The 23,562-nt window shown below is 41.1% G+C and carries 27 protein-coding genes; 16 read left to right on the top strand and 11 right to left on the bottom strand.

Annotated features, from left to right (window positions below):
- Position 1 precedes the first annotated feature (1 nt).
- Genes LZT22_RS10560 through LZT22_RS10545 form a run of 4 tightly spaced genes read right to left on the bottom strand, consistent with a single transcriptional unit; the run spans position 2 to position 3,902 of the window.
- The gene (locus LZT22_RS10560) at positions 2-973 is read right to left on the bottom strand and encodes a tripartite tricarboxylate transporter substrate binding protein (RefSeq protein ID WP_233925187.1); all 972 of its coding nucleotides are present in this window, start codon (positions 971-973) and stop codon (positions 2-4) included.
- A gap of 21 nt (positions 974-994) precedes the next feature.
- Positions 995-2,155, bottom strand: coding sequence for an acyl-CoA dehydrogenase family protein (locus LZT22_RS10555; RefSeq protein WP_233925186.1), 1,161 nt, complete (start codon positions 2,153-2,155; stop codon positions 995-997).
- 31 nt (positions 2,156-2,186) lie between these two features.
- Positions 2,187-2,669, bottom strand: a complete 483-nt coding sequence (locus tag LZT22_RS10550) for a MaoC family dehydratase (protein WP_233925185.1) — start codon at positions 2,667-2,669, stop codon at positions 2,187-2,189.
- A gap of 12 nt (positions 2,670-2,681) precedes the next feature.
- Positions 2,682-3,902: a CaiB/BaiF CoA-transferase family protein gene (locus LZT22_RS10545; RefSeq protein WP_233925184.1), complete on the bottom strand. Its 1,221-nt coding sequence runs from the start codon at positions 3,900-3,902 to the stop codon at positions 2,682-2,684.
- Between the two features lie 151 nt (positions 3,903-4,053).
- On the opposite strand from LZT22_RS10545, the gene LZT22_RS10540 reads away from it, so the two are divergent.
- The 3 genes from LZT22_RS10540 to LZT22_RS10530 all read left to right on the top strand — a co-directional run bounded on the left by LZT22_RS10540 (position 4,054) and on the right by LZT22_RS10530 (position 6,330).
- On the top strand, positions 4,054-4,839 hold the full coding sequence (locus tag LZT22_RS10540; RefSeq protein WP_233925183.1) for an IclR family transcriptional regulator: 786 nt from the start codon (positions 4,054-4,056) through the stop codon (positions 4,837-4,839).
- A 38-nt stretch (positions 4,840-4,877) separates the two neighbouring features.
- Entirely contained in the window at positions 4,878-5,654 is a 777-nt protein-coding gene (locus LZT22_RS10535) for an enoyl-CoA hydratase/isomerase family protein (protein ID WP_233925182.1), read from the top strand.
- A 202-nt stretch (positions 5,655-5,856) separates the two neighbouring features.
- Positions 5,857-6,330 (top strand): hypothetical protein, encoded by a 474-nt coding sequence (locus tag LZT22_RS10530; protein ID WP_233925180.1) that lies wholly within the window; start codon positions 5,857-5,859, stop codon positions 6,328-6,330.
- A gap of 122 nt (positions 6,331-6,452) precedes the next feature.
- Here LZT22_RS10530 and LZT22_RS10525 read toward each other — a convergent pair whose 3' ends face one another.
- Complete coding sequence (locus LZT22_RS10525) at positions 6,453-6,998, bottom strand: YggT family protein (protein WP_233925178.1); 546 nt, start codon at positions 6,996-6,998, stop codon at positions 6,453-6,455.
- Positions 6,999-7,307: 309 nt separating this feature from the next.
- Here LZT22_RS10525 and LZT22_RS10520 point away from each other — a divergent pair, with 309 nt between their 5' ends.
- Positions 7,308-8,096, top strand: a complete 789-nt coding sequence (locus LZT22_RS10520) for a formylglycine-generating enzyme family protein (protein WP_233925177.1) — start codon at positions 7,308-7,310, stop codon at positions 8,094-8,096.
- A gap of 10 nt (positions 8,097-8,106) precedes the next feature.
- Here LZT22_RS10520 and LZT22_RS10515 read toward each other — a convergent pair whose 3' ends face one another.
- Both LZT22_RS10515 and LZT22_RS10510 read right to left on the bottom strand, forming a co-directional pair.
- On the bottom strand, positions 8,107-8,532 hold the full coding sequence (locus tag LZT22_RS10515; RefSeq protein WP_233925175.1) for a DUF2452 domain-containing protein: 426 nt from the start codon (positions 8,530-8,532) through the stop codon (positions 8,107-8,109).
- Between the two features lie 76 nt (positions 8,533-8,608).
- Positions 8,609-10,144, bottom strand: coding sequence for a cryptochrome/photolyase family protein (locus tag LZT22_RS10510; protein ID WP_233925173.1), 1,536 nt, complete (start codon positions 10,142-10,144; stop codon positions 8,609-8,611).
- Positions 10,145-10,289: 145 nt separating this feature from the next.
- On the opposite strand from LZT22_RS10510, the gene LZT22_RS10505 reads away from it, so the two are divergent.
- A complete protein-coding gene (locus LZT22_RS10505; RefSeq protein ID WP_233925172.1) occupies positions 10,290-10,637 on the top strand; it encodes an HNH endonuclease in 348 nt (115 codons plus the stop codon).
- A 10-nt stretch (positions 10,638-10,647) separates the two neighbouring features.
- Here the strand turns inward: LZT22_RS10505 and LZT22_RS10500 are convergent, their stop codons facing one another.
- Positions 10,648-12,063 (bottom strand): exonuclease domain-containing protein, encoded by a 1,416-nt coding sequence (locus LZT22_RS10500; protein ID WP_233925171.1) that lies wholly within the window; start codon positions 12,061-12,063, stop codon positions 10,648-10,650.
- 678 nt (positions 12,064-12,741) lie between these two features.
- On the opposite strand from LZT22_RS10500, the gene LZT22_RS10495 reads away from it, so the two are divergent.
- From LZT22_RS10495 to LZT22_RS10455, 9 genes are all read left to right on the top strand, one after another.
- On the top strand, positions 12,742-13,224 hold the full coding sequence (locus tag LZT22_RS10495; protein WP_233925170.1) for a helix-turn-helix transcriptional regulator: 483 nt from the start codon (positions 12,742-12,744) through the stop codon (positions 13,222-13,224).
- Positions 13,225-13,227: 3 nt separating this feature from the next.
- Complete coding sequence (locus LZT22_RS10490) at positions 13,228-13,893, top strand: nucleotidyl transferase AbiEii/AbiGii toxin family protein (protein ID WP_233925169.1); 666 nt, start codon at positions 13,228-13,230, stop codon at positions 13,891-13,893.
- Positions 13,894-14,554: 661 nt separating this feature from the next.
- Positions 14,555-15,277 (top strand): GntR family transcriptional regulator, encoded by a 723-nt coding sequence (locus LZT22_RS10485; RefSeq protein WP_233925168.1) that lies wholly within the window; start codon positions 14,555-14,557, stop codon positions 15,275-15,277.
- A gap of 8 nt (positions 15,278-15,285) precedes the next feature.
- Complete coding sequence (locus LZT22_RS10480; RefSeq protein WP_233925167.1) at positions 15,286-16,515, top strand: CaiB/BaiF CoA-transferase family protein; 1,230 nt, start codon at positions 15,286-15,288, stop codon at positions 16,513-16,515.
- 15 nt (positions 16,516-16,530) lie between these two features.
- Entirely contained in the window at positions 16,531-18,066 is a 1,536-nt protein-coding gene (locus tag LZT22_RS10475; RefSeq protein WP_233925166.1) for an acyl-CoA carboxylase subunit beta, read from the top strand.
- A 4-nt stretch (positions 18,067-18,070) separates the two neighbouring features.
- The gene (locus LZT22_RS10470; protein ID WP_233925165.1) at positions 18,071-19,426 is read left to right on the top strand and encodes an acetyl/propionyl/methylcrotonyl-CoA carboxylase subunit alpha; all 1,356 of its coding nucleotides are present in this window, start codon (positions 18,071-18,073) and stop codon (positions 19,424-19,426) included.
- Between the two features lie 9 nt (positions 19,427-19,435).
- Positions 19,436-19,660, top strand: coding sequence for a biotin/lipoyl-binding carrier protein (locus tag LZT22_RS10465; protein WP_233925164.1), 225 nt, complete (start codon positions 19,436-19,438; stop codon positions 19,658-19,660).
- A 22-nt stretch (positions 19,661-19,682) separates the two neighbouring features.
- Positions 19,683-20,663 (top strand): tripartite tricarboxylate transporter substrate binding protein, encoded by a 981-nt coding sequence (locus tag LZT22_RS10460; protein ID WP_233925163.1) that lies wholly within the window; start codon positions 19,683-19,685, stop codon positions 20,661-20,663.
- Between the two features lie 18 nt (positions 20,664-20,681).
- The gene (locus LZT22_RS10455) at positions 20,682-21,410 is read left to right on the top strand and encodes a hypothetical protein (RefSeq protein WP_233925162.1); all 729 of its coding nucleotides are present in this window, start codon (positions 20,682-20,684) and stop codon (positions 21,408-21,410) included.
- 183 nt (positions 21,411-21,593) lie between these two features.
- Here the strand turns inward: LZT22_RS10455 and LZT22_RS10450 are convergent, their stop codons facing one another.
- Positions 21,594-21,791, bottom strand: coding sequence for a hypothetical protein (locus LZT22_RS10450; protein WP_233925161.1), 198 nt, complete (start codon positions 21,789-21,791; stop codon positions 21,594-21,596).
- A 2-nt stretch (positions 21,792-21,793) separates the two neighbouring features.
- Complete coding sequence (locus tag LZT22_RS10445; RefSeq protein ID WP_233925160.1) at positions 21,794-22,126, bottom strand: zeta toxin family protein; 333 nt, start codon at positions 22,124-22,126, stop codon at positions 21,794-21,796.
- A gap of 22 nt (positions 22,127-22,148) precedes the next feature.
- Between LZT22_RS10445 and LZT22_RS10440 the strand changes: the two genes are divergently transcribed.
- Positions 22,149-22,388 (top strand): type II toxin-antitoxin system RelE/ParE family toxin, encoded by a 240-nt coding sequence (locus LZT22_RS10440; protein WP_370635224.1) that lies wholly within the window; start codon positions 22,149-22,151, stop codon positions 22,386-22,388.
- Positions 22,389-22,700, top strand: a complete 312-nt coding sequence (locus LZT22_RS10435; RefSeq protein ID WP_233925158.1) for an addiction module antidote protein — start codon at positions 22,389-22,391, stop codon at positions 22,698-22,700.
- A 461-nt stretch (positions 22,701-23,161) separates the two neighbouring features.
- Here the strand turns inward: LZT22_RS10435 and LZT22_RS10430 are convergent.
- On the bottom strand, positions 23,162-23,562 hold a 401-nt coding region (locus LZT22_RS10430), incomplete at its 5' end, for an IS30 family transposase (RefSeq protein ID WP_233925157.1).

Raw genomic sequence — 23,562 nt, 5'->3', positions numbered from 1 at the left:
ATTATTGAGCTTTAATATTGGCTTGCTTGGTAACCTGTGACCACTTAATAGTCTCTGCTTTAATGTGGTCAGCAAATTCAGTTGGGGTGCTACCGATAATCTCGACCCCCTGTTTTTGGAGGTTATCACGTACTTCAGGATCCTTTAGAGCAGTTTGTATAGCATTATTTAGCCGCTCAATAATGGGATTTGGGGTTCCGGCAGGCGCCAAAATTCCCCACCAAGCATATGCTTCCATTGGATAACCAAATTCTTTCAAAGTGGGTACATTGGGCGTAAAACTAGACCTTGCCGGCATAGCAATTGCTATTGGCATTGCATTTCCAGCCTTGACTTGAGCCATTACTGGGCCGTAATTATCAAAGCTTAGCTGAACTTGACCCCCAATGAGGGCCGTCGTTGCCTCTGAACTTCCTTTGTAGGGGATATGCTGAAGATTGCTTTTTGAGTCGCTTTTAAAAAGCTCACCCGCCAAATGTGCGCTACTGCCATTTCCTGGTGATGAATAAGATAAGCCATTAGGAGTTAATTTCGATTGAGCGATTAAATCAGGAACATTTTTAATACTAGAATTACCAGGTACGAAGATATAAACAGGTACCTTAGTTATGAGGTTAACCGGTATTAAATCCTTTTGAGCATCGTATGGCAATTTATCAAACAAGGCCACATTCGTTGCTAAGTTGGCTGTTCCCATCAATAGGGTATAGCCATCTGCAGGAGCTTTGACGACTGAAAGGGTACCAGTTTGCGTAGAAGCTCCAGGTTTATTTTCAACAATGATAGGTTGGCCAAGTAATTGCCCTAATTTTTGGCTAATTGCTCTTGCTGCAGAATCAGTGCCACCACCAGCAGCATAAGGAACAATGATTTTAATAGGGCGATTGGGGTAGTTAGCTGTTTGTCCCCAAGTTGTAATGGGACTAACTAAGCCGAGTAAAAAGACGATAGTTGAATAAAATTTGATTTTCATAATTTTTCCAAAATAAGAGTATTAGTTCAGGGAAAGTCCAGCATGTTTAAACGTATTTCTAGCGATATTCAGTTGATGTATTTGGCTTGTTCCTTCGTAAAGGCGGAATAGACGAACATCTCGGTAAAATCTTTCAATCGGATTATCAGCAATATAGCCATAACCCCCCAACATCTGCACACATCGATCGGCAACTCTTCCACACATCTCAGAGGCAAAATATTTGCAAATGGAGGCCTCCATCGTGACATCTTCTCCTGCATCTCGTTTGCGAGCGGTTTCTAAAACAAGTGCTTTAGCGGCATAAATTTCGGTTTGACAATCTGCAATCATGGCTTGCACCAACTGAAAGGCGCCGATGGACTTACCAAATTGTGTTCTAAGGGATGTATATTTCACAATTTCATCTAACATTCGAATAGCAGGACCAATACAAAGTGCTGCCAAATGGATGCGTTGCTTATTCAATACTTTCATTGCGGTTTTAAAGCCTGCGCCTTCTACCCCAATAAGGTTGCTAGCAGGAATGCGGCAGTTTTCAAAATATACTTCTGAAACTGGGGATCCTGCTTGCCCCATTTTTTTGTATGGACTGCCAACAGTAAGGCCCGGTGTATTTTTTTCTACTAAAAAGGCAGAGACGCCATCAGCTTTAGGCTTATTTTGATCTGTTCTTGCCATGACCGTAAAAAGATCGGAAATAGGTGCATTAGTAATAAAGCATTTAATACCATTTAGGATGAAATCACCCCCATCTTTACGTGCCGAAGTTTTTAAAGAGGCTGCATCTGAACCCGCGTCAGGCTCGGTAATAGCGAAGCAGCCAGTAATTTCTCCGCTAGCTAATCTAGGCAAATATAATGCTTTTTGTGATTCTGATCCATCAGCAACTAATGCTTCCGACCCAATTCCTGTATTGGTCCCCACCCGCGCACGAAAGGCAACAGAGCATTGAGATAGTTCTATTGCAGCTAAGACTAGTTCTTCTGTAGTCATGCCAAATCCACCATAGGCCTCTGGGATTGAAAATCCAAATAGTCCAAACTCAGCCATATCGCTCACGATATCAGTGGGTACTTCATCGCGTAAGGCAACCTCTGCTTCTCGAGGAATAAGCTTATTTTTGCAATATTTTTTTAGTGAATCTAAAAAAGAAGAGAATTCGTTTGGGTTGCGAATCATAGTGCCTCCTTAATCAAAATAGTGAAATGCACTACGAAGCTTCATTACTAAATTCCCCATACCGTCGACTTACCCATTCTGCGATTAAACAAGGCCGCTCTTTACCTTCTTGTTCCATAGAAACATTCCAAATAATTTGTACGCCCCCTTTAAATGCCTCTAAAGACATTAAGGTGAAATGAGCGCGAACCCTTGCATTAACTAAAACTGGATCCGTAAATCTAACTTTGTTAGTTCCATAATTAATAGATAGGGTAACGCCATCGATGAGAACAGTATCTGTAAAAAAACGACTTAATAATGAGAGGGTTAAAAAACCATGAGCAATAGTGACTCCATAGGGAGAATCTTTTGCTGCTCTTACTGGGTCTACGTGTATCCATTGATCGTCTCCGCCAGCCTCAGCAAATAAATTAATACGCTCTTGAGTAATCGTCTGCCAATCGGAGGGAGGAAGTTGTTTACCAACCCAATTTTTTAATTCATTAAGAGAGTTAAGTTTAATTTTATGCATGCAATATTCCTTTTAGATAACCTTGTCAGCTTTTAGTTGGGAAATTTCTTCGTTGCTCAAACCAAGTTCAGAATAAAAAGAAATATTGTGCGCACCAGTTTTTGAGCCGCTATGGGGAATATATTCGGCAACGCCAGAAAAGCGCGGCACTATGCAAGGCGCTGGAATACTGCCCAGATCTTCATCGGGAAGTCGGATGATGGCTTTACGTTCTTTAAAGTGGGGATCATTTAATACATCATCAATCCCATAAACTTTGGTAAAGGGCACCTCATTCTTGTTAAGAATTACTGCTAAGTGTTCAAAAGTCTGAGAAGAACACCAGTTAGAAATAATTTGGTCTAATTCATCCAAGTTTTTTAGGCGCGACTGATTATTAGAAAATTTAGAATTGTTTGCTAATTCATCCACTCCCATTGCAGAGCAGAACCGCTTAAATATTGGTTCGGATGAGCCTACGACGCTAATCCAAACATCATCTGATGTTTTGTAAATATTAGAAGGCGCCGTATATGTCGCCCGTGATCCAGTGCGCGCTCGAATGTAATTTAATTGTTCATATTCAGCTGCGAGAGGGTCAAGTAGGCGCATCATTGCTTCGGTTGCTGACAGGTCGATTTCTCGACCGACTCTATTTTTCGACTGAGAGCTTTCAACTAAAGCGGCCGCAATAGAAAAGGCTCCAAATAGGCCAGAAACTACATCTCCTAATGGGTAATTCATGTGCTGAGGGGGGCCTTCTGCCATTCCCGTTAGGTTTGTAAAGCCGCTCATCGCCTCAAATATTCGAGCAAAACCTGGCCGTCTGGCATAGGGTCCAGTTTGGCCAAACCCAGTGAGACGAAGAATAATAAGTTGCGGATTAGCTTGATGTAAGGTTTTGATATCAAGCCCCCACTGATCGAGGGTGCCAGTTCTAAAATTTTCTACTAGAACATCAAAAAGGGGCAGCATCCTTAGAAAAGTTTCTCGTCCCTTAGGTTTGCGCACATCCAAAGTAATGCCTTGTTTACCTCTATTAGTGACTTTCCAATATAAAGAATGATGATCCTTCATTGGGGCAAAAGTTCTTAAGGGATCATTGCTCGCAGGCAACTCTAATTTAGTGACTTCAGCGCCTAGGTCGGCACACAGCGTCGCTGCAAATGGACCGGCAATAACGGTGGCCATATCCAGAATGCGAACACCAGATAAAGGACCTTTATTACTACTATGTATTTGTGGCGTGTGCATATTGATTTAAGTGCGTTTTAGTAAGCAATTCTATTGAATCAGAGAAAATTAGGGCTATCCGTGTGTTTCGCCTAGCGAAACAGTTGTTAGAATATATTGTGATCCCCAATGACCATAAAGAGGATCTAAGTTCTTGAAGAGGGGTAAAGAAATGATCGATCGTCAGTTTGCAATTAACCTTAGTAGGGGCCTAGAGGTGTTAAGGGCATTTAATCCGGCTGATCAATTATTAGGGAATCGAGAGTTATGTGAAAAAACTTCGCTCCCCAAGGCAACTGTTTCACGCTTAACTTATACGCTTGAAAAATTAGGATACTTACTAAAAGTAGATCGCTTGCAAAAGTATCGGCTTGGTCCGGGGGTTTTGATGCTGGGCTATCCCATGTTAGCTGGAATGGAAATTCGTCATTTGGCGCGCCCTCATATGGAGAAATTAGCATCTAAAACTAAGTGGACGGTTAATTTAGGGATGCTTGGGCGTCTTGAGGTTGTGTATATAGATGCAATGCGTCTTGATCGACGGAATTTTTTAAAGCCTGACATTGGTAGTAGTAGACCCCTTTTAACAACTTCGATAGGACGTGCGCTATTGCTCTCATCTTCTGAAAAAGATCAACTCGCTATTCTGAATAGATTAAAAATTACTTACCCAATACAGTACCGTAAAGATTTACATCACTTTCATCGAGATAAAATATTTTATGCAAATAATTCCTATTGCCTTAGTCTTGGGGATTGGGAGTCAAAAGTTTATGCTGTAGCTGTGCCGCTGAGGGTTGGAAGTAGCGATGATCCGGCTGTCGCTTTAAATTGCACATTAAGTGGCTCAAAGTTGACCGAACTAAAGATACATCAAACTATCATTCCTCACTTGTTAGAAGCAAAACATAATATTGAGAAAGATAGCGGAAGAATTTTTATCAGTAGGAAATATTAAGTTGATTACTAAATATTTATCTAAATAAGGACATAGCTATGAATGATGAATGTATCGATTTAAAAATGAAGGATGGTGTAGCGCTTATTTTTCTTAACCGACCAAATAAGCATAATGCATTGAATGACCAGATTAGGCATGAGCTTCTTATTGCCCTTGAGTCAATAACAATCGATGAAAAAATTCATGCCGTTATTTTGAGTGGTAATGGGACTAGTTTTTGTGCGGGCGGTGATATTGAGGTGATGGCTAAAAGACTAGAGTTACCGCCCGGGGAAATAGCCATGAAAGGCTGGAAGCGGCATCAAGAAATTCAGAGATTAATTACCCTAATTCACAATATGCCAAAGCCAATGATTGCAGCAGTAAATGGGCCAGCTTTTGGATTGGGGGCCGATTTAGCATTGGCATGCGATTTCATCATCGCTAGTGAAAATGCAGTATTTTGCTGGTCTTATATTGAGAGAGCTGTTATTCCAGATGGAGGTGGAATGTATTTTTTGCCTCGACGGGTAGGAATGAGTTTGGCTAAAGATCTAATTTTTTCAGGGAGAAGAATCAAATCTGAAGAGGCAATGAAAATCGGTATTGCAGATCGTTACTCAGCATCTAGTGATTTACTATTGAATGCTGAAAAATGGGCGAATTCATTCAAAGACACTGCTAAGCCCGCCTTTGTACTGGGTAAGCGTATCGTAAATCAAAGTTTTGAGTCGACACTTGATGAAATATTTTCCCTAAGTAACATGGCTCTAGGCATCTGTTTTTCTTCTGTCGAGCACCGTAAATCTGTAGAAAATTTTCTAAAAAAATAAGCAAAAATCACCAAGTGTGCAACAGATTTTGGGGCTACTTGGCGACGGGTTTGGTGTCCAACGTCAGCAACTATGAGACAAATAGGGGTTCATCTTTTAACCTAAGGAGAGCAGATGTACAACAAATTCAAATTTGGGCTTATCTAGGAAATTGGTATCGATTCAAGTAGGTGTCATAATGGAGCTCTAATTAGGGGAAGCCATGGCCATCAAAGATCCGGCGTTAAGAATTGCAACAGTGGGGTTAGTTGTTAGCTCATTATTTTTAGTTAGTGAACCAGTATCAGCCCAATGGATTTTTGCTGCTAAGCATATAGAAGGTCGGATTAACCAACTAACTCAAGATGATCAAAATGGAAAGCCTGCAGCTCAAATGGCTACGGTTGTTTTAAATGCCCCAGCAAGTAAAGTTTATGCAACAGCAATTAATCTAGCTAAGCAAAACCAAGCAATCACTTTCGTTTCTCAAGATGCTTCAACTTTAAAACTGAAAGTGTCAGAAAATAATAAAAGCATTACCTTAAAAGTTGTTCCATTAAGTGACCAATCTGCTGAAATCATGATTTCAGCGAGTGCCCCCGCTGATGGAGATGCATCAAGTACCTCAACCGCAGCCGCATCGATACTAAAAATTTGTGCCCAAATGAATAAAAAATGTTCCTTAGGGGCAAATTAGCGTTTCAATTAGCTGGGCGCGCCATCTTAATCACTTCACCTTCAGCATTAGGGTTGCCAGGGGGAATTAAAAACCCAAGGCGAACTAGTTTATGCATTATGCGTGACGCCAATTTATTTTTTCTACTTTAGATTACTTAAAATAATCTGCAATACTTGCAAAATTAATAATAAGACGAGAGGTGATAAATCAAGTGAACCTAGATTGGGTATTGCTCGTCGAATAGGCCTAAGAAGTGGTTCAACTAAAAGAGATATAAGGTATTGGATTGGAGAGCCAGCACTGATCCAAGAGAGAATGACGCTTGCAAAAACTAGCCAAATGAGACCTGAAATGGTTAAGTCTAAAAGCTCAATCGAGGTAATAATCAGCGAAGATGCAGTCAAAGGTATTAGCCCAGATATCCAAGATAGGATAATTGTTTTGCCTAAAACTAGAACATAGGCAGCAAGAAAACTAGCAGTGTCGAATCGGCCTGGGCTAGGGATAATTCGGCGAATTGGCAGAATGATCCAATTGGTGAGAGGGAACAAATAAGACCCAATGGATTTAATTTGACCAGCCCCAAGATTAGATCCAAGCCATTGGATATAGCATCGCAAAAGACAGGCTCCGGCGACAATGCTTACAAATACTTGAAGTAGTAGGTTTATGATTTGTATCAACATCTCCTCATTGTAGGGGGTGTTAGCCCTAGAGATCCCATTTAGTCCCAAGTTCAAGACCTAGTGCCCCATCAGCAAAGCAAACCCTCACTAGAATTGGTGGGGTTTGTCTTTTAAAGCGCTTCTAAAGTAATGGTTTATCCTCTCAAGGATGCCGTAATGTTGGTTTGCAATCAAAATTAATCCATCATTTGCAGCAAATTATGATTCACCCTCATGATGAGATTTTTTTTCGCAAGCCGCCTATATTAAAAAGATGGTGAGCTGAAATTCGCTGCAATGTAGCGTGCAATTTAACACTATGATTTCTTTATGAAAAAAGTCGATCACACCCATATTCTTTTTAGCTTTGTTCTTATGGCCAGTGCCTTGTATTTCCTCCTTGGCTCTTCTCCTAGCCAAAGCGCGCCTATTTCTTTGATCCCTACAGTACAAATTGGTAATTTGATTTGGGATCAGACCGAGATGACTATTGGGGATGTCAAAGGTTTTGCATCTAGCTTTAATTTTGTCAGTGCTGCCGAGAAAAATGGAGGTGGCCTTTCTTATGAAGGGGGATTTGTAAAAAAACCTGGCTGGACCTGGAAAACGCCTTATGGGGTACCGGCAAAAGAAACTGAGCCCGCAGTACATCTCAATCAAAAGGAGGCTGACTCTATTTGCCGTTTCTATGGCAAGCGCTTGCCAACAGATGCAGAGTGGACTTCAGCGGCATTTTTAGAGCAGCGAGCTAACCCGCCAACTGGATATATCAAAGGGCAGCGCTATTCATATCCAGGAGGGGTGAATCCGACTACTTCTCATTGTTTAAGTGGCTGCGGTGATTATAGGGGCTTAGCTCCAGCGGGCGCACTCAATCGTGGCACAGGTCATGTTCAGGTTGGTACAACTAAACCCGGTGTTAATGGTTTATATGACATGGGTGGTAACGTCTGGGAGTGGACCGCTACTGAGCGTAATGGTGGATATATTACCCGCGGTGCCTCTTGGTGGTACGGGCCTGAGCGGCAACAAGAATCTGATGTCGAATCAAAGCCAAGTGATATAGCAGTGGTTTATATTGGCTTTCGGTGTGTTGCTGACGCCGTCCTAAAAAAATAGCGCATAGGATTTACTCGTCTTCAACGATTGCCCAAGTACTATCGCCTAATTTTTTTACAGCCATTGAATAAATCCACTTATTAGGGATTCCACAGCTCCAATCTTTAGGCCCACTCTGAATTAATAGATTCACAGAATTACGTTCATCATAATAAAGATGATAAGTTTTTCCATGAATTGGGTTAAAGCTAAACTTTGCACAATGCACCATTTCAGTTGCATCTAGTCTTGCCTGTAAAGCTCTGGCCTGCTTCATCAAAACTTCAGCCTGCTCCATAATGCGGTCATACTCTAACTTTGCATTTTGTCGTGCAACATTAACCGCTTTATCTTTCTCTTCAACCACTTTAATCGGTGCAAAAACTGGGGCACCAACTTCCATTGGGTATTCAATACCAGCATGTCTGGCTGGATCGGTATCTTCTATTCTCACCATAACTCCTATAAATTAATAACTAAGGACATTAATTAGTAAGTGTAAAACTTATTTACTAAATTGGCTGGTAGCTAGATTAAAGCCCATCCAACTGACTTAATAATTCTTGAGCATGCTTTTTTATAGCCTTTTGATCGGGATCACTAATCTTTTTTAAATTCGCCGTCATTAATCTAGTCCGAGGGTTTGCATCAAACTGTGCGCGATGCTTGATCAGAAAATTCCAATAGAGCGTTGTTATTGGACAAGCAGTTTCACCAAAACGAACCTCTGGTTTATATTTGCATGAACCACAATAATTACTCATTCGCTTAATATATGCACCGCTCGCAATATAGGGTTTACTTGTAAATCTTCCCCCATTAGCAAATAAAGCCATGCCAACTGTATTAGGAAGCTCAACCCACTCAATGGCATCAACATAAATAGCTAAATACCAATTACTAACTTCACTTGGGAGTATTTCGGCTAGCAAAGCAAAGTTACCAGTAACCATTAAACGCTGAATATGGTGTGCATAGCCATACTCAAGTGTTTGTTTAATCGTATCGTTCATGCAGGCCATACTAGTTTTACCCGACCAATACCACTTCGGTAAAGGACGCTGATGGTTGTAATAATTAGCTTGGCTCATTTGTGGCATGTCAAGGTAATACATGCCTCGTACAAATTCTCTCCAACCCAAAATCTGTCTTATAAATCCTTCAACAGTAGATAAATCTAAGCCATATTTTTTCCAAGCAATTAATACGGTCGCAATAACCTCGCGCGGATTCAGTAACTTAAGATTCAGTGCGCTAGACAGCAGTGAATGCCAACCAAACGGGGTGTCAGTCCACATGGCATCTTGAAAAGTTCCAAAATTCTGCAAGCGATATTTAACAAAATAATTTAAGGCCTTTAGGGCCTGATCTCTTGTTACGGGCCAATAAAATTGATCTAAATTTCCAGGATGATCTTTATATTTCTTATTTACATAAGCCAAGACCTTCCGAGTGAGCGGATCTGGCTCAAATGTAGGTGGAGGATCAATTATTCCAGGGCCCTTTTTAGGATAGGGTTTACGATTATCTTGGTCAAAATTCCATTGCCCGCCCTCGGGATTGCCGTCAGCATCGACCAAGATGCCGTGAGTTTTACGCATCAAACGGTAGAAGTATTCGAGCCTTAATTCTTTTTTACCAGCAGTCCAGTTGACGAAATCTTGGCGTGAACAAAAGAAATGTTCATCCTCCCGCATCTCAAGTTCTAAGCTTAAGTCCTGTGCTAGCTCTGTTATAGCAACCTTTAAGCGCCACTCCCCTGGCAGAACGCAAACTAGGCGTGAAATTTTTTTATGAATAAGCTGCTGCCGCAAGACCTCCACAATGGGTAGCGTAGATTCCTTTATGTAGGTAAGGGGATATTGCCGCTCTTCTAGGGCCTGCGCAAAATGCCGCATGGCAGATAAAAATAATGCAATTTTAGCCTTATGTGACCAAACATACTGGGCCTCGTTTATCGATTCAATCATGATGATTTCATCATTTTTTGCGTTGAAGTCTTTGAGCGCCGACCCCTGAAGATCTAATTGATCGCCCAGAATTAAGATCAGCCTATTTAAATTTTTCATTTTTTCCAGAAATACATCAATTAACGCAAAATTTTGGCATCGTGCAAGTTTAAGACTTATTTACTAAACTAGTACGGTATAGAAAAATGGCCTAAAACCCCCATAAACTGCTAAACCCTTCAATTCCTAATTAAAAAAATTCTAAATGATCGGGAAAATTCGTCAGAAAATGATTTTGCATTCATCACCCATTAATAAGCAGATATACGAATTAATTTGTCCAATTTGTGAGCGTCCTATTCCCGATTCACAAAAAGATGCCCATCATTTGGTTCCAAAATCTAAAGGTGGCAAAACGACTGAATACCTGCACCGTATTTGCCACCAACAAATTCATGCTCACTTTACAGAAACTGAATTAGCAAAAGAATTAAATAACGCCTCAAGCCTTAGGAACCAAGCTGAAATTAAAAAATTTATTAGTTGGGTCAAATCTAAACCTAATTACTTTTATGAAAAAACCCGTAAAAGCGCTCGTCTCAAAATAAACTAACTACTTTGTATTAGTTGTCGCTATTTTGCTTTAAATCTAAGAGTATTACTTGTTTTTTATATCGCCCAGATAAAGCTTTCTTAATAATTTTATAAATATCAAGATCAAATTCGGCATCCCCAAAAGCGGCTAATTCGTATAGCTCATCTTGATTAATAGCGACACCTAGGTAGCACCATTTATCAATTACGATCATTTCATTGCCCTCTTGAATTGCTATCGCTCCAGAATAAGGCCAGATTTGAACCTTATATAAATCCATAGCTGTTTTTAACTGTAGGTTATGTATTTCGATTGGTACGACACCTACACAAGCTCCGCTACATTGTTTTACTTGATATCCAAAACAAGACTTGCCTTCAATCTGCTTCTCTAGGCAAAGTAATGCCTCGCAAAGTCGATACTTTTTCGAAATTGCCTTTAAATAAGCATTTGCATCCCTCTTGCTATAAAACAAACCATATAAGTTTTCTTGCAGTCCTGGAGATAAATTATGGTGAGTTATTAGTGATGGCCTGAGTACTCCAATTGCATCCCTCTCTAAACTCCAAGCGCATAGGTCCTTAGAGCGACGTAACTTTATATTCATGCTAGGCATACGTTCTTTGATTAATCTTGACTCTAAAATTAGAGCGCTTAATTCTCCGCTAGTTTCAATCCAATCTATGTCTCTAACTTGGAGTGAAAGCTTCATTTCCTTACGTTGTGTTAAGGCGCTTTGAAAATGTCCCATTACCCTACTTCGCATAGCAATGCTTTTCCCAATATAAAGTGGATTCTTATTTTCGCCATAAAAGATATAGCAGCCTGGGCCATCTGGAATTGAGTCAATTAATACTTGATCTATATTTGATGGCAAACTAGCGTTACCTATTAATTGATTTAAGGCCTCAAGAAGGCGCTCTTTTCCAACTGCTTGCTCACATACTCGCCAAAACTGTAAAAGTAAGTCCGCATCTCCCAATGCACGATGTCTAGCGCTCACGCTCAATTGATGTACGTTGATGATGGTATCCAAATTATGGCGCGGCTGATCAGGAAATAGTAGCCTTGAAAGCTTTACAGTGCATAAAACTTTAGGCTTAAATTCAATACCTATTCGCTTGAAAGAGGCTTTGATAAATCCATAGTCAAAACGGGCGTTATGTGCCACAAAGACTTTACCCTGTAACCCCTCTTTTATTTTTGTAGCAAGTTCCTCAAAAATAGGTTGATCTGCCACCATTAATGGTGATATACCGGTAAGACGTTGAATATGCTGAGGAATAAAAATTTGTGGGTTGACTAATGCCTCCCACGTGCTGATTTCTTCGTTAGCTAAGGTTTTGATCCCTATTTCTGTAATCCGATCACGCTCAAAATGAGATCCCGTAGTTTCAATATCAACAAAAGCAAGTTCAGGATAGTGACATTCCTTTTTTAACATACATAATCGTAATTTATTTGAATATAGGGTGCAGTTATTTAAGACTTGGACGTCAATTTCTTGGGATCTGATTCTTGTGTTTGTTTGCTGATCGTATCTATGCCTAAACTAGGGGCGACCATCTTCTCTCCATTCCATACCTGGCCGCACCAGCACTCGCCCAGATCATTAATAATGCAAACACCCGATCCGCAGCAGCGCTTATCAGGTGCTTTCATTGGAAGGCGCTTTCACGTAGCTTTAACCATACTTTTGCTCGGCTAAAAATAGGTGAAGTAATTAAGCAGCTATCTAGATAATGATTCATGAATAAACTCTCAAAAAATAGAAATTAACGCTATTCTATGGTTTTTATTAAATCGGTGCCCATCGATATGTTAATTTGCGTCCAAAGCTGATCTAGCATTTGTATTTAACTTTAATCCATCTAAATGATCAGGTTATCTGTGAGTGGCAGCCTATATTGAGCGGATACTGGGCTGAAATTGGTAGCAAATTAGGGCGCTAATTGGATTAGTTTGCGTGCAATTCAACACCCTATATAAATCATTGTTCTATACGACAAAAAATGAGTGTGCGATTGTAAATTGGTGCAAAGTTCAAAGTCTTGGTGATTGCTGGATCAACCTCATTAAAATAATGTGTAATATATTACACAATTTATGCTATAGTACATTTATGAACTTACGCGAAATCGGTCTCAAAGTCGGGCAGCGTCGTACTGATCTGGGTTTATCCCAAGACCGGTTGGCAAAGCTTTGCGGCCTTTCAAGATCGACTATCCATCATCTGGAGAAGGGTAGTTTGAATGATTTGGGCGCAGCTAAGTTGCTATCTTTGCTATCGTTGCTGGGTTTGGATGTGATTACTCAAGAGCACAGTAAAAAACATCGTGGCTTAGATATGGCCAGTAAGACGGCTAGTGTTAGTTATAAGACTAAGTTGCAAAGCAGGAACTTATCTCATTCGTTGGCATGTGGAGAGTTACCCGAGAGCATCTACCCCCATGTAGCAACTTTATTGGATGAAGCGCCATTAGAAATTATTGTGGCTGCAGTTGAAGAGGCGGCAGCGATGAATCATGTGGCGCCTAAGTTCATCTGGAAAAATATTAATCGGTGGGCGCATGAGATGCATTCACCAAGATCGGCTTGGGCTTAATCTATGAGTAATTTTATAGAGAGCGAGCTTCCTGAAGGTGTGTGGAAAGATTTATTACCCCATGCGCTTTCGATTATTGAAGATATCAAGAATCACGGAACTCCTGATCCATACTGGACTTTTGGCGGAGGCACAGTGTTGATGATTCGCTATCAGCATCGCCTTAGCAAAGATATTGATATCTTTATGCCAGACCCTCAGTATCTAGGGTTTGTTACTCCGCGCTTAAGCGATGTCGCTGCAGCGGTAAGTACGGACTATGTTGAAGATCAAAGCACTTTCGTTAAGTTAATTCGTCCAGAAGGGGAGATCGACTTTGTGGTATCCCCAAACTTAACTGAAGCGCCATTTGAAATATGGAATATTAGTGGGCAGCCTATTCGAGTAGAAACTGCTACAGAGATTGTGGCAAAGAAATTATGGCATCGAGGTGACAGGACTACTGCCCGTGATTTATTTGATCTGTCTTTAGTTATTGAGCGCGAGCCTGAAGCCTTAGTAAAAGCGGCTAAGTTCTTGCGAAAGAATGCTGAGCAATTTATTAACCAAATTGCTAGCAGGGCGGCAGTGCTAAAAGCCCAGTTTTCTGAAATTGATGTACTGAATTACAGGCCAAGTTACGACGAGGCAGCACAGAGGGCAACCTCATTCTTGAGGTTACTTAAGTAATGGTTAAAGAGAATCTGCATTATTTCGAATTACTTCTGCACCAAGGTAGTAGTAAGTGTCATCCGCGTCGTAACGTGACATAACGTTGTTTAGTTTCTTCCAGATCGGCATGTCTATTTTTTTAATGGATTTGGGGTTGATTTCCTAGCCAAAAAATAGCTCTAAAACAGGCTTTAAAGAGCTATTTGGAGGGATGATGTAAGCAATAAAAGCCCTGCAGAAGTGAGGCTTCGGTAATGCTGGTGGGTCGGGCGGGATTGGCTTTCACATAATTTTGCTACACAAAGTTAGTGTCCACCGCTTTTCGCTTTGCTCAAAGTCGATCCCACGACCAACGGATTAAAAGATGTCTAATTGTTTTAAAAAAGTACGCAAGATATTGGCCTATTTCTGCCTGGTCTTGGGTGAGGCATAGACAGTGGGTCTTTTGGGAGCAGAAAGCGGAATATTGGAGTCAGGTGGCATCGATGCTAGTTTGTCGGGTAAACCGACAAATTATCAACTGAACCTAGATGTTTCTCTAAATAATAAATTCATTAAAAACAATAGCTTAGCAAGTAAAAAATCAATATAAGGGTGGATAATTGATCTTTCTCAAAATATTAACAAAATTGTTGACAATATTGTTATCAAAATATTAAAGTGGCTAAAAGGTAAACAAATGGTCATTTCCAAAGAAAAAGGAACGCAGAGCAATATCAGAGCGGGCAAAGATAAGCCGGCTCTGGGTCTTGTTGTTTCGAATAAAAGAAGTTTGGATATTCAGAATATCTTGCGTGAACGCATCGCTAAGCAAGAGATTGCACCTGGCGCTAAATTAGGAGAGAGTGAGTTAGCCGAAGAGTTTCTAGTGCCCCGTAATATTATTCGCGAGGCTTTTATTGGCTTAGAGCAACGCGGATTAATTGAGCGTATTCCAAACCGTGGCGCAGTTGTAATTCGCCTAGACCTTTCTCAAGTATTCGAAATTTATGACGCCCGAGAGGTTTTAGAGGGACTGTGCGCTCGATTAGCAACCCAAAATGCTTCTCCAGATTCATGGCAAGATCTCGTGGATCTTTTTAACGGCAAAATGATGCGCTACATTGAGAATCAGGATTACGAATCATTTTTAGCGGGCTATGGACTATTTAGAAGACGCATGTTATTAGCTGCAAATAATCCGGTTTTAACCAATATGCTCGATATGGTTTATGAAAAAACCCAAGCAATTATCCGCAGAATTCTAATCTTACCCGGACGCGCTTCTATAGGTCTAATGGAGCACCAAGCTGTTTTAGGAGCTATGCGAAGTGGTGATGCCGATCTTGCAGAACAATTAAGAAGACAAAACATTCGCAGCGCTAAGGATGCATTACGACGATACGAAAGTTTCGTCTTGTAGGGCTAAATATGAATAAATTAGATCAAACCTGTGGACCATTATCGGGATATAGAGTTCTCGAAATGGGATCAACTATTGCTGGTCCTTTTTGTGGAAGATTATTGGCCGATTTTGGGGCTGAGGTAATTAAGGTTGAGCCCTTTGAAGGAGATGCAGTTCGTACGATGGGACATCACGTTAAAGATAAGTCACTATATGCATCTAGTATTTTTAGAAATAAGTCACTTATCTCAGTTGATCTTAGAACATCTGAAGGTCAAGAAGTTATTCGAAAGCTGATTCCAAAGATCGACGTGATCGTTGAAAACTTTAGACCTGGCGGTCTAGAGAAGTGGGGTTTAGGCTATGAGGATCTAAAGACTATTAATCCCAGCTTGATCATGGCAAGGATTAGTGGATTTGGTCAAACGGGCCCATATAGCCAGCGGACTGGATACGGTGTGATTGGTGAAGCGCTTAGTGGATTAAGGCATATCACTGGAGATCCTGATCGCCCTCCTACAAGGGTTGGAGTCTCTTTGACTGATTACATCACCGGGCTTTATGCAGCATTTGGCGTAGTGATGTCACTATTGGCAAGAGCTAAAGATGGGCAAGGGCAGACTATAGATACTGCGTTATATGAGTGCGCCTTTAGTTTTATGGAGCCCCATATTTCAGCATTTGACCAATTAGGTGTTATAGCTAATAGAACAGGCTCTCGTTTGCCAGGAAGTACTCCAAATAATTTATATGAAACGAATGATGGTCACTTTGTTCATATCACGGCAATGGGAAATTCTTTATTTAAAAGATTAGCTGAAGATTGCATGAGGCAACCAGAATTAGTTAGTGACCCTCGTTTTTATAGCGCAATAGAACGCTCTAAAAATTATTTGGAATTGGATCGCCTAATCAATCAATGGACCAGTAGTTTGAGTGTTGACGCTGTTGAAGAAAAACTCAACTCTACAAGTGTCCCAGGAATTCGTATTTTTGATATGGCGGATATCTTCCAGGATTCTCACTACAAGGATAGAGACGCGATATCAAAAGTGAGTGATGAGGAGCTAGGGGCAGTTGCTATGGCTGCACCAGTCCCGCGACTTTCAAGAACTCCTGGGGAAATACGGCATACAGGAAAGCGTATTGGTGAAGATACTCTTTCCGTGCTTGCTCGAGTTGGTGGTTTTTCGAAAGAGGAATTAAGCCGCCTTCAAGCAAACCATATTATTTATGCACATGAAAATTTAACGTAGAACAGGATTAAAGCAATGGCATTTGAAAAAATTTTGCAAGAATATAATGAGAAAAAAATAAAAGCCTTGGCCATGGGGTCTGCTGCAAAGCTTGAGCAAAGAAAAAACGATGGCATCCTAAATGCAAGAGAGAGAATCTCTTATTTGGTAGATCAGGATAGTTTTATAGAGTCTGGACTCTTTGGGACATCATCAGCTGTTGAGTCCGATAGAGAAAAGACCCCAGCAGATGGGAAGATCACTGGATACGCAAAAATTGACGGTCGAGATGTTGCAGTTGTCTCAAATGACTTTACAGTAAAGGGTGCTTCAAGTAGTGCTACAAACGGCAAAAAGATTGGGCAAATGAAGCGAGTGGCAACCCAAAGAGGTTTGCCAATTGTTTTTCTCGGCGAATCCTCGGGTGCAAGGATGCCAGATACGATGGGTTCAAAAGGTATGGGCTCTATGTTGGGTAATGACCCTACACAATACCGAAGAATGCGCGAAACACCTTGGGCAAGTGCTGTGTTGGGATATTGCTACGGATCTTCTACTTGGTATACGGGGTATTCCGACTTTAGTGTGATGCGCAAAGGCGCCATTATGGCCGTATCTAGTCCTCAGCTGGTCTCTTTGGCAATTAAAGAGCAAGTTGATCCAGAGGAAATTGGTGGATGGAAGCTTCATAGCGAAACGACTGGACTCATTGATAGAGTTGCAGAAACAGATGAGGAAGCTTTGGATGCAATCAAGGAATTCTTATCTTATATGCCAGCCCATCATAAACAAGCTCCACCTGTTTATCCTGTGCCGAAAGATTCTGGTAGTCAAATGACTAATATTTTGGATTTGTTGCCAGAAAAAAGAACTCAGGTATATGACGTTCGCAAAGTAATCCTGACAATTGTTGATACTGGCAGTTATTTTGAATTGAAACCTCGTTTTGGTAAGGTCTTAGTAACAGCGCTAACGCGCTTAAATGGGTATTCAGTTGGGATTATTGCTAATAATCCTTTGGTGAAGGGTGGTGCGATGGATACCGAAGCTTGCGAGAAGGCAACAAATTTTATCGTGATGTGCGATTCCTTCAATATCCCAATTGTTATGCTGGTTGATACACCTGGATTCATTATTGGATTAGATGCGGAGCGTAAACGCGCGCCAGGAAAAATTATTAATTTTATGAGCGCAGTATCACTCACAACAGTCCCAAAAATCACAGTAGTTATGCGTAAGAGTTATGGACAGGCTTATCTGAATATGGGTGGCGGGAGAAATTCTGATGAATTTGCAGCCTGGCCAACTGCTGAGATTAGTTTTATGGATCCAAATTTTGCGACTAGCATTGTCCATGGCTTAAATCCAGGGGATGATGGCTATGAAGAAGCTGTTACTGAGATGGCTAAGGGGAGTAATGTTTGGGATATTGCCTCAATGTATGCAGTTCAATCCGTAGTCTTACCGAGCGAAACCCGCGATTACCTTATTCGCATGCTTGAAGTGCATCGTATGCGTTTGAGTAATGGCGTAGGTGAGCATTTAATGCGCACATGGCCTACAGCATATTAAATTTATGATATTAAATAAGGTCTTGGTTGCTAATAGAGGTGCGGTTGCCGCTAGGGTATTACGAGCATTGAATGAAATGTCGATTCCCTCAGTTGCCGTCTATTCTGAAGCTGATGCTGGAGCGCCCTATTTGGCTTATGCTTCAGAAAGCTATTATATTGGAGCCTCACCCGCAAAAGAGAGTTATCTTAATCAGGACCGGATATTAAAAGTTTTACAAGAATCAAATGCTGATGCGATTCATCCTGGTTATGGATTCTTATCTGAGAATTTTGGGTTTGCCTCAGGTGTAGTCGCCTTAGATAAAGTATTTATAGGGCCTAGTCCAAAATGGATTGAGGCGATGGGGCATAAGACAAAAGCAAGAGAATTGGCTCGACAATATGGATTACCAGTAGGGCAAGGTTCAGAGGTTCTACCCCCTGACCAGGCGAAAGTTGCAGCAGCAGCGCGCAAGATTGGATATCCCGTTTTAGTTAAGCCAGCTGCTGGCGGCGGCGGCATAGGTATGCTTCCAGCTTATGATGAAGCTCAATTATTTGAGGCAGTTGAGCGAGCGAGATCTATGGCTGAAAGAGGCTTTTCCAACCCCGAAGTGTATTTAGAAAAGCTCCTGGAGCGCCCAAGGCATATAGAAATACAAATATTAGGCGATCAATACGGTTCGGTACGTCACTTATATGAACGTGATTGCTCTATTCAGAGAAGGCATCAAAAGGTAATAGAAGAGGCTGGTGCCCCAGGAATAAATAGGGAAGTAATTGATTCGGTTGCTGATAATGTGACTCGAGTGATGAGCGAGATGCAGTATGACAACATTGGTACTGTGGAAATGCTAATGGGCGAAGATAAATCTTTCGCCTTTCTGGAAATGAATACTCGCCTTCAGGTGGAGCATGGCGTTACAGAGGAGGTCACGGGTGTGGATTTAGTGCAATCACAAATCCTATTAGCTGCAGGTGCAAGATTGGACGTAGTTTTGCCAAAAGATATTTCTATTGAAGGTCATGCAATACAGGCAAGAGTCTATGCGGAAGACCCCAAACGTTTTTTCCCATCACCTGGTAAATTGACTATTTTTCGTCCCCCGACAAGCAAAAATATCCGTGTAGAGACTGGATATGCACAAGGCCGAGATGTAACGCCTTTTTATGATCCGATGATTGCTAAGGTCATTGCGTACGAAAATACAAGAGAGCAAGCAATATTAAGTCTAAAAGAGGCTTTAAAGGAATTTGAAATCGAGGGTGTTAAAAATAATATCCCTGCTTTATTGCAGGCCTTAAATTCTAGTGAATTTAAGTGTGGAAAGATTCACACGAACTCGCTATCTGAAATTATGGCTAAAAATAACAATTAAGAGGATATGATGAAAAAAAATGAATTATGCTCTGAGGTAACTGGTTCAGTATGGAAAATAAAAAAACAAGTTGGAGAAGAAATTCTGGAGGGTGACATTATTATGATTCTTGAGTCCATGAAAATGGAGATTCCAGTGATTGCTGAAGAGCCAGGGACATTAATTGAATTAAAGGTTTCCGAGGAAGATACGGTTGCAGAAGGACAAATTGTGGCGATAGTAGAAAGTAAATAAAATCCTAAAAAAAGGGGCGTATATGAGGCTAATAAAATCTTTTGTAGTAATCAGCTGCATTCTTTTGTTTGGTGGTAATGTTGCCGCGCAGTCGATTGCAAATTATCCTGATAGAACGGTTACTATCATAGTTGGATTTCCCCCGGGTACTGCTACCGATACTGTTGCTCGTGTTTTGGCAGAAAGATTTACCAATAAATTTGGCAAGACTTTTATTGTTGACAACAAAGCGGGCCAAGGTGGGAGTATGGGTTCTGCATTTGTTGCCAAAGCAGCGCCAGATGGGTACACCTTGGTATTGAGTGCAACTGCCCCGTTAGCGATTAACCCTAATCTATACACCAATCTTACCTATGATCCACGTAAGAACTTTGCTCCTATTGGATTGGTGTCATGGTTACCATATGTAGTTGTCACTAGCCCTAAAACTGGCATTAATACAATTCAGCAATTAACTGAAAAGGCCAAGGCAAATCCAGGTCAGCTAACCTATGCATCGATTGGTAATGGAAGTACTAGTCACTTATTGATGAGTATGTTGACGCGCCAAGCTGGAATTAATGTTACACATATTCCCTACAAAGGAAGTGCACAGTCTCAAATTGATGTAATGTCTGGACAGGTCGATATGACCTTTGACACGATGTTAACTCTGATGCCACATATTAAGGCTGGGAAATTAAAGGCTGTAGCAACGGGTGGTCTGACTCGTTCACAGTTTGCGCAAGATGTGCCAACTTTAGATGAGCAGGGCCTTACTGGTTTTAATGGTGGTGCTTGGTTAGGCCTTTTGGCGCCTGCCGGAACCCCTAAGCCCATTATTGATAAGCTACATAAGGAATTAAATGCCATCTTGGACGACCCAGATGTAATTAAGCGATTGAATGAACTCGGATCTGAGTCTCTTAAGAGTAATAGTCCAGCAGAATTTTCAGCATTCATTCAGACGGAGTACACGAAGTGGGGGCAAAGAGTTCGAGACTCAGGCGCCAAAATAGAGTAAATATCTGAAAGAATCTTAATGATAAAGATTGCAAACCAAGAGGAGGCTCTTTCATATCATGAGCAACCTAACGGTCTTAAATATTATCGGCAGGATTATTTTGAGAGGGAGATTGACGATAGTCGATCTCCTCAGTCATATTTAATCAAGCAACTGCCTAACATTACTAACCCTCTCCATTTTCATGTGCAGAATCAATTCCAGGTATTTATAGAGGGCTCTGGATATTTTGGTCGGCATGCCATAGGACCATACATTGTTCATTATGCTGGTGCCTACACTGGATATGGCCCGATAGTTGCCGGCCCATTGGGTCTCGATTACTTAACGTTGAGATCCATGCATGATCCAGGGGCAAAATTCTTGCCGGAAAAAAAGAGTCAATTTATTCAAGGGCCAAAACATCATTTTACTAGCAGGCAATTTTTACCATCGGTACCCCAATCGATATGGGGTCTGAAGTCTCCCGAATTTTCTTGGGATCATTTTGAGGTTGATGTTGGTCTTGGCATTGGTTTACTAAGGATGCCTAGCTTCACATCTTATTTAGTAAGGCCTGCAGATAATGTAGATGGAATATTTTTAGTTGTAATTGGTGGAGCAGTCTATATTGATGGTGTTGTTATTGGTGCTAAGCAAAATATTTTTGCCTCGGCCAAAGAAAAGCCCTTTGAAATAAAAGTATTAGATGGCTATGCTGAATTACTAGTTCTACAAATGCCTTTAAAAGAAAAAACCTATCAATAACGATAGGTTTATTTTTCTCAAGGGGCTTTCATATATCTGGTAGGTTGGGTAAACCGACAAATTTATTGCTTGAGTTCCAGCTTAGTGGGTCGGGCGGGATTGACTTCCACATAACTTTGCTACACAAAGTTAGTGTCCACCGCTTTTCGCTTTGCTCAAAGTCGAACTCGCGGCCAACGGTACTTAGACGCCAGGCTGGCGCTTTTTAATGAGCTCAGAAGCTGGGATCCGAACTATCTTGCCATCAACCATGGTTACGATTGCGGTGTTCGTTTGAATGGCTAGGTCAATCGCTGCTTGACCGGCGCGTTGCATAGCATAGTAGGATCCAGCGATATCGGGATCTGGTGAATTACGAATGTCGTTATTTGGAATAGTCATAGTTAACCTTGGTCAATTTGCTCCGGTGGAGTTTTGTCGCCATTTAACAATACCCATGATTTTACAACTTTTTGATATTTTGAGAGATTTTCTAATCCCGCCTTATATCGCCTTCGAATAACATCTTCAGGAATATTGTGACCTCCCTGTGCCACCCGCTCAGCTACGCGAGAGATGGCTAATTCAGGGGAGCTTAGTGCAATAAACCAGAGTTTGACGTCATAGCCCAAATCTCTCCATTCCTGAATACGTTGAGTGGTAATGAGCTCCAATAAAGTGGTCTCAAAAGCAAAGCTTTCTCCAGCTTTAGCATGTTCATCTAATTCGTTTAACATCAACCGAGCTGCTTTGAATGAAATGGATTCAGGGTCAAAGGGCGCTAGGCCAGCGGCAATGAGATCGGCATTGATAAAGCGTAATGTTAAGGCTTTGACTGATGGCGTTTATGAAATGCGGGAAAAGTTTGGGCCTGGTTGGCGCATGTATTACGTATTGAGGGGGAAAACGATTATTGTGATGCTGGGTGGCGGGGATAAGTCCAGTCAATCGAATGATATTAAAGTGGTAAAAAAATTAGCCAAGCTATTGGAGGATTAAATGAAAACCGTCAAAACAGAAAAGAAAATAAAAGTCAGTGGTTTAGCTGAATTTGACATGACTCGCCATCTGAAAAGTAAGCGCGCGATGACTGAGTATTTGAATCAAGTTATTGCTGATGGTGATGATGCCGAATTGGCGACTGCCTTGGGACATATCGCTAGGGCAAAAGGCATGGCTGAGATTTCTAAATCAAGCGGCATTACTAGAGAAGCCTTATATAAAGCTCTAAAGCCTAATACAAAACCTCGCTTTGATACTGTATCCAAGGTCCTTGGTGCCTTAGGTATGAGAATCACAATCCATGCCTAATAGTTTGGAAAATAAAAAAACCCCGCAGAGCGAGGCTTAATATGTACGACTCGACACATAGTTAACACTTTATACCGGACACATACTTTACAGTTTTTGGCATAGGAGGGACCACTCTATGCCGTGGAATGAAAGTACGAAGATGGGCTTTATCGGCGTGTAAACCATGTGGTCGGTACCAGACGTAAAGCATGTGTCCGGTACGGGCCTTAGGGATTCGAACTATTTGAGTGTTACTTTAAGAGACCCTCAATTTCGCCGCAATGCTTTATTGCAGAAAAACACTGTTTAGCTTTGATCCTAGGTTGCCAGAGGCCAACCATCAATCTAAATCAGCATGACCACCAGAAAATAAATTAAATTTAATAGCAATTATTTTTTTAAGATACTATATGAATCATAAAATATTCTTTAGGCTGGCGCTAAATTTATAACTAAGCAATCATATTTAAAAGGTGAATTCAAACACGAAGTGCAACACGGTTTAAAGATTGCATAAAGACTTCACTCGGTGTTTTAAATCCTAATCGTTTTCTGGGTCGGTTGTTTAATCGGTCTTGGATCATTCTAAGCTCCTCGTCAGTCACAGTCGATAACAGTCTTTTCTTGGGGATGTATTGCCTAAGCAAGCCATTGAAGTTTTCATTCGATCCGCGTTGCCAACTAGCAAAAGGATCAGCAAAGTAAGTAGTGGATTTGAGGGCAGTATCAATTCTGCTGTGTTCGGCAAATTCCTTCCCGTTGTCAAAAGTCAGGGTTTTAACGAGTGGGGTCATGGGGTTTAATTTAGTAATGATGGCCTGGCTCACCAGATCCGAGGTTTTGTTGCTCACTTTAGCGATCAACGCATAGCCGCTCTTGC

Source organism: Polynucleobacter sp. IMCC 29146 (assembly GCF_021395195.1).
Taxonomy (GTDB): domain Bacteria; phylum Pseudomonadota; class Gammaproteobacteria; order Burkholderiales; family Burkholderiaceae; genus Polynucleobacter.
This window is presented reverse-complemented; position numbering and strand designations above follow the sequence as displayed.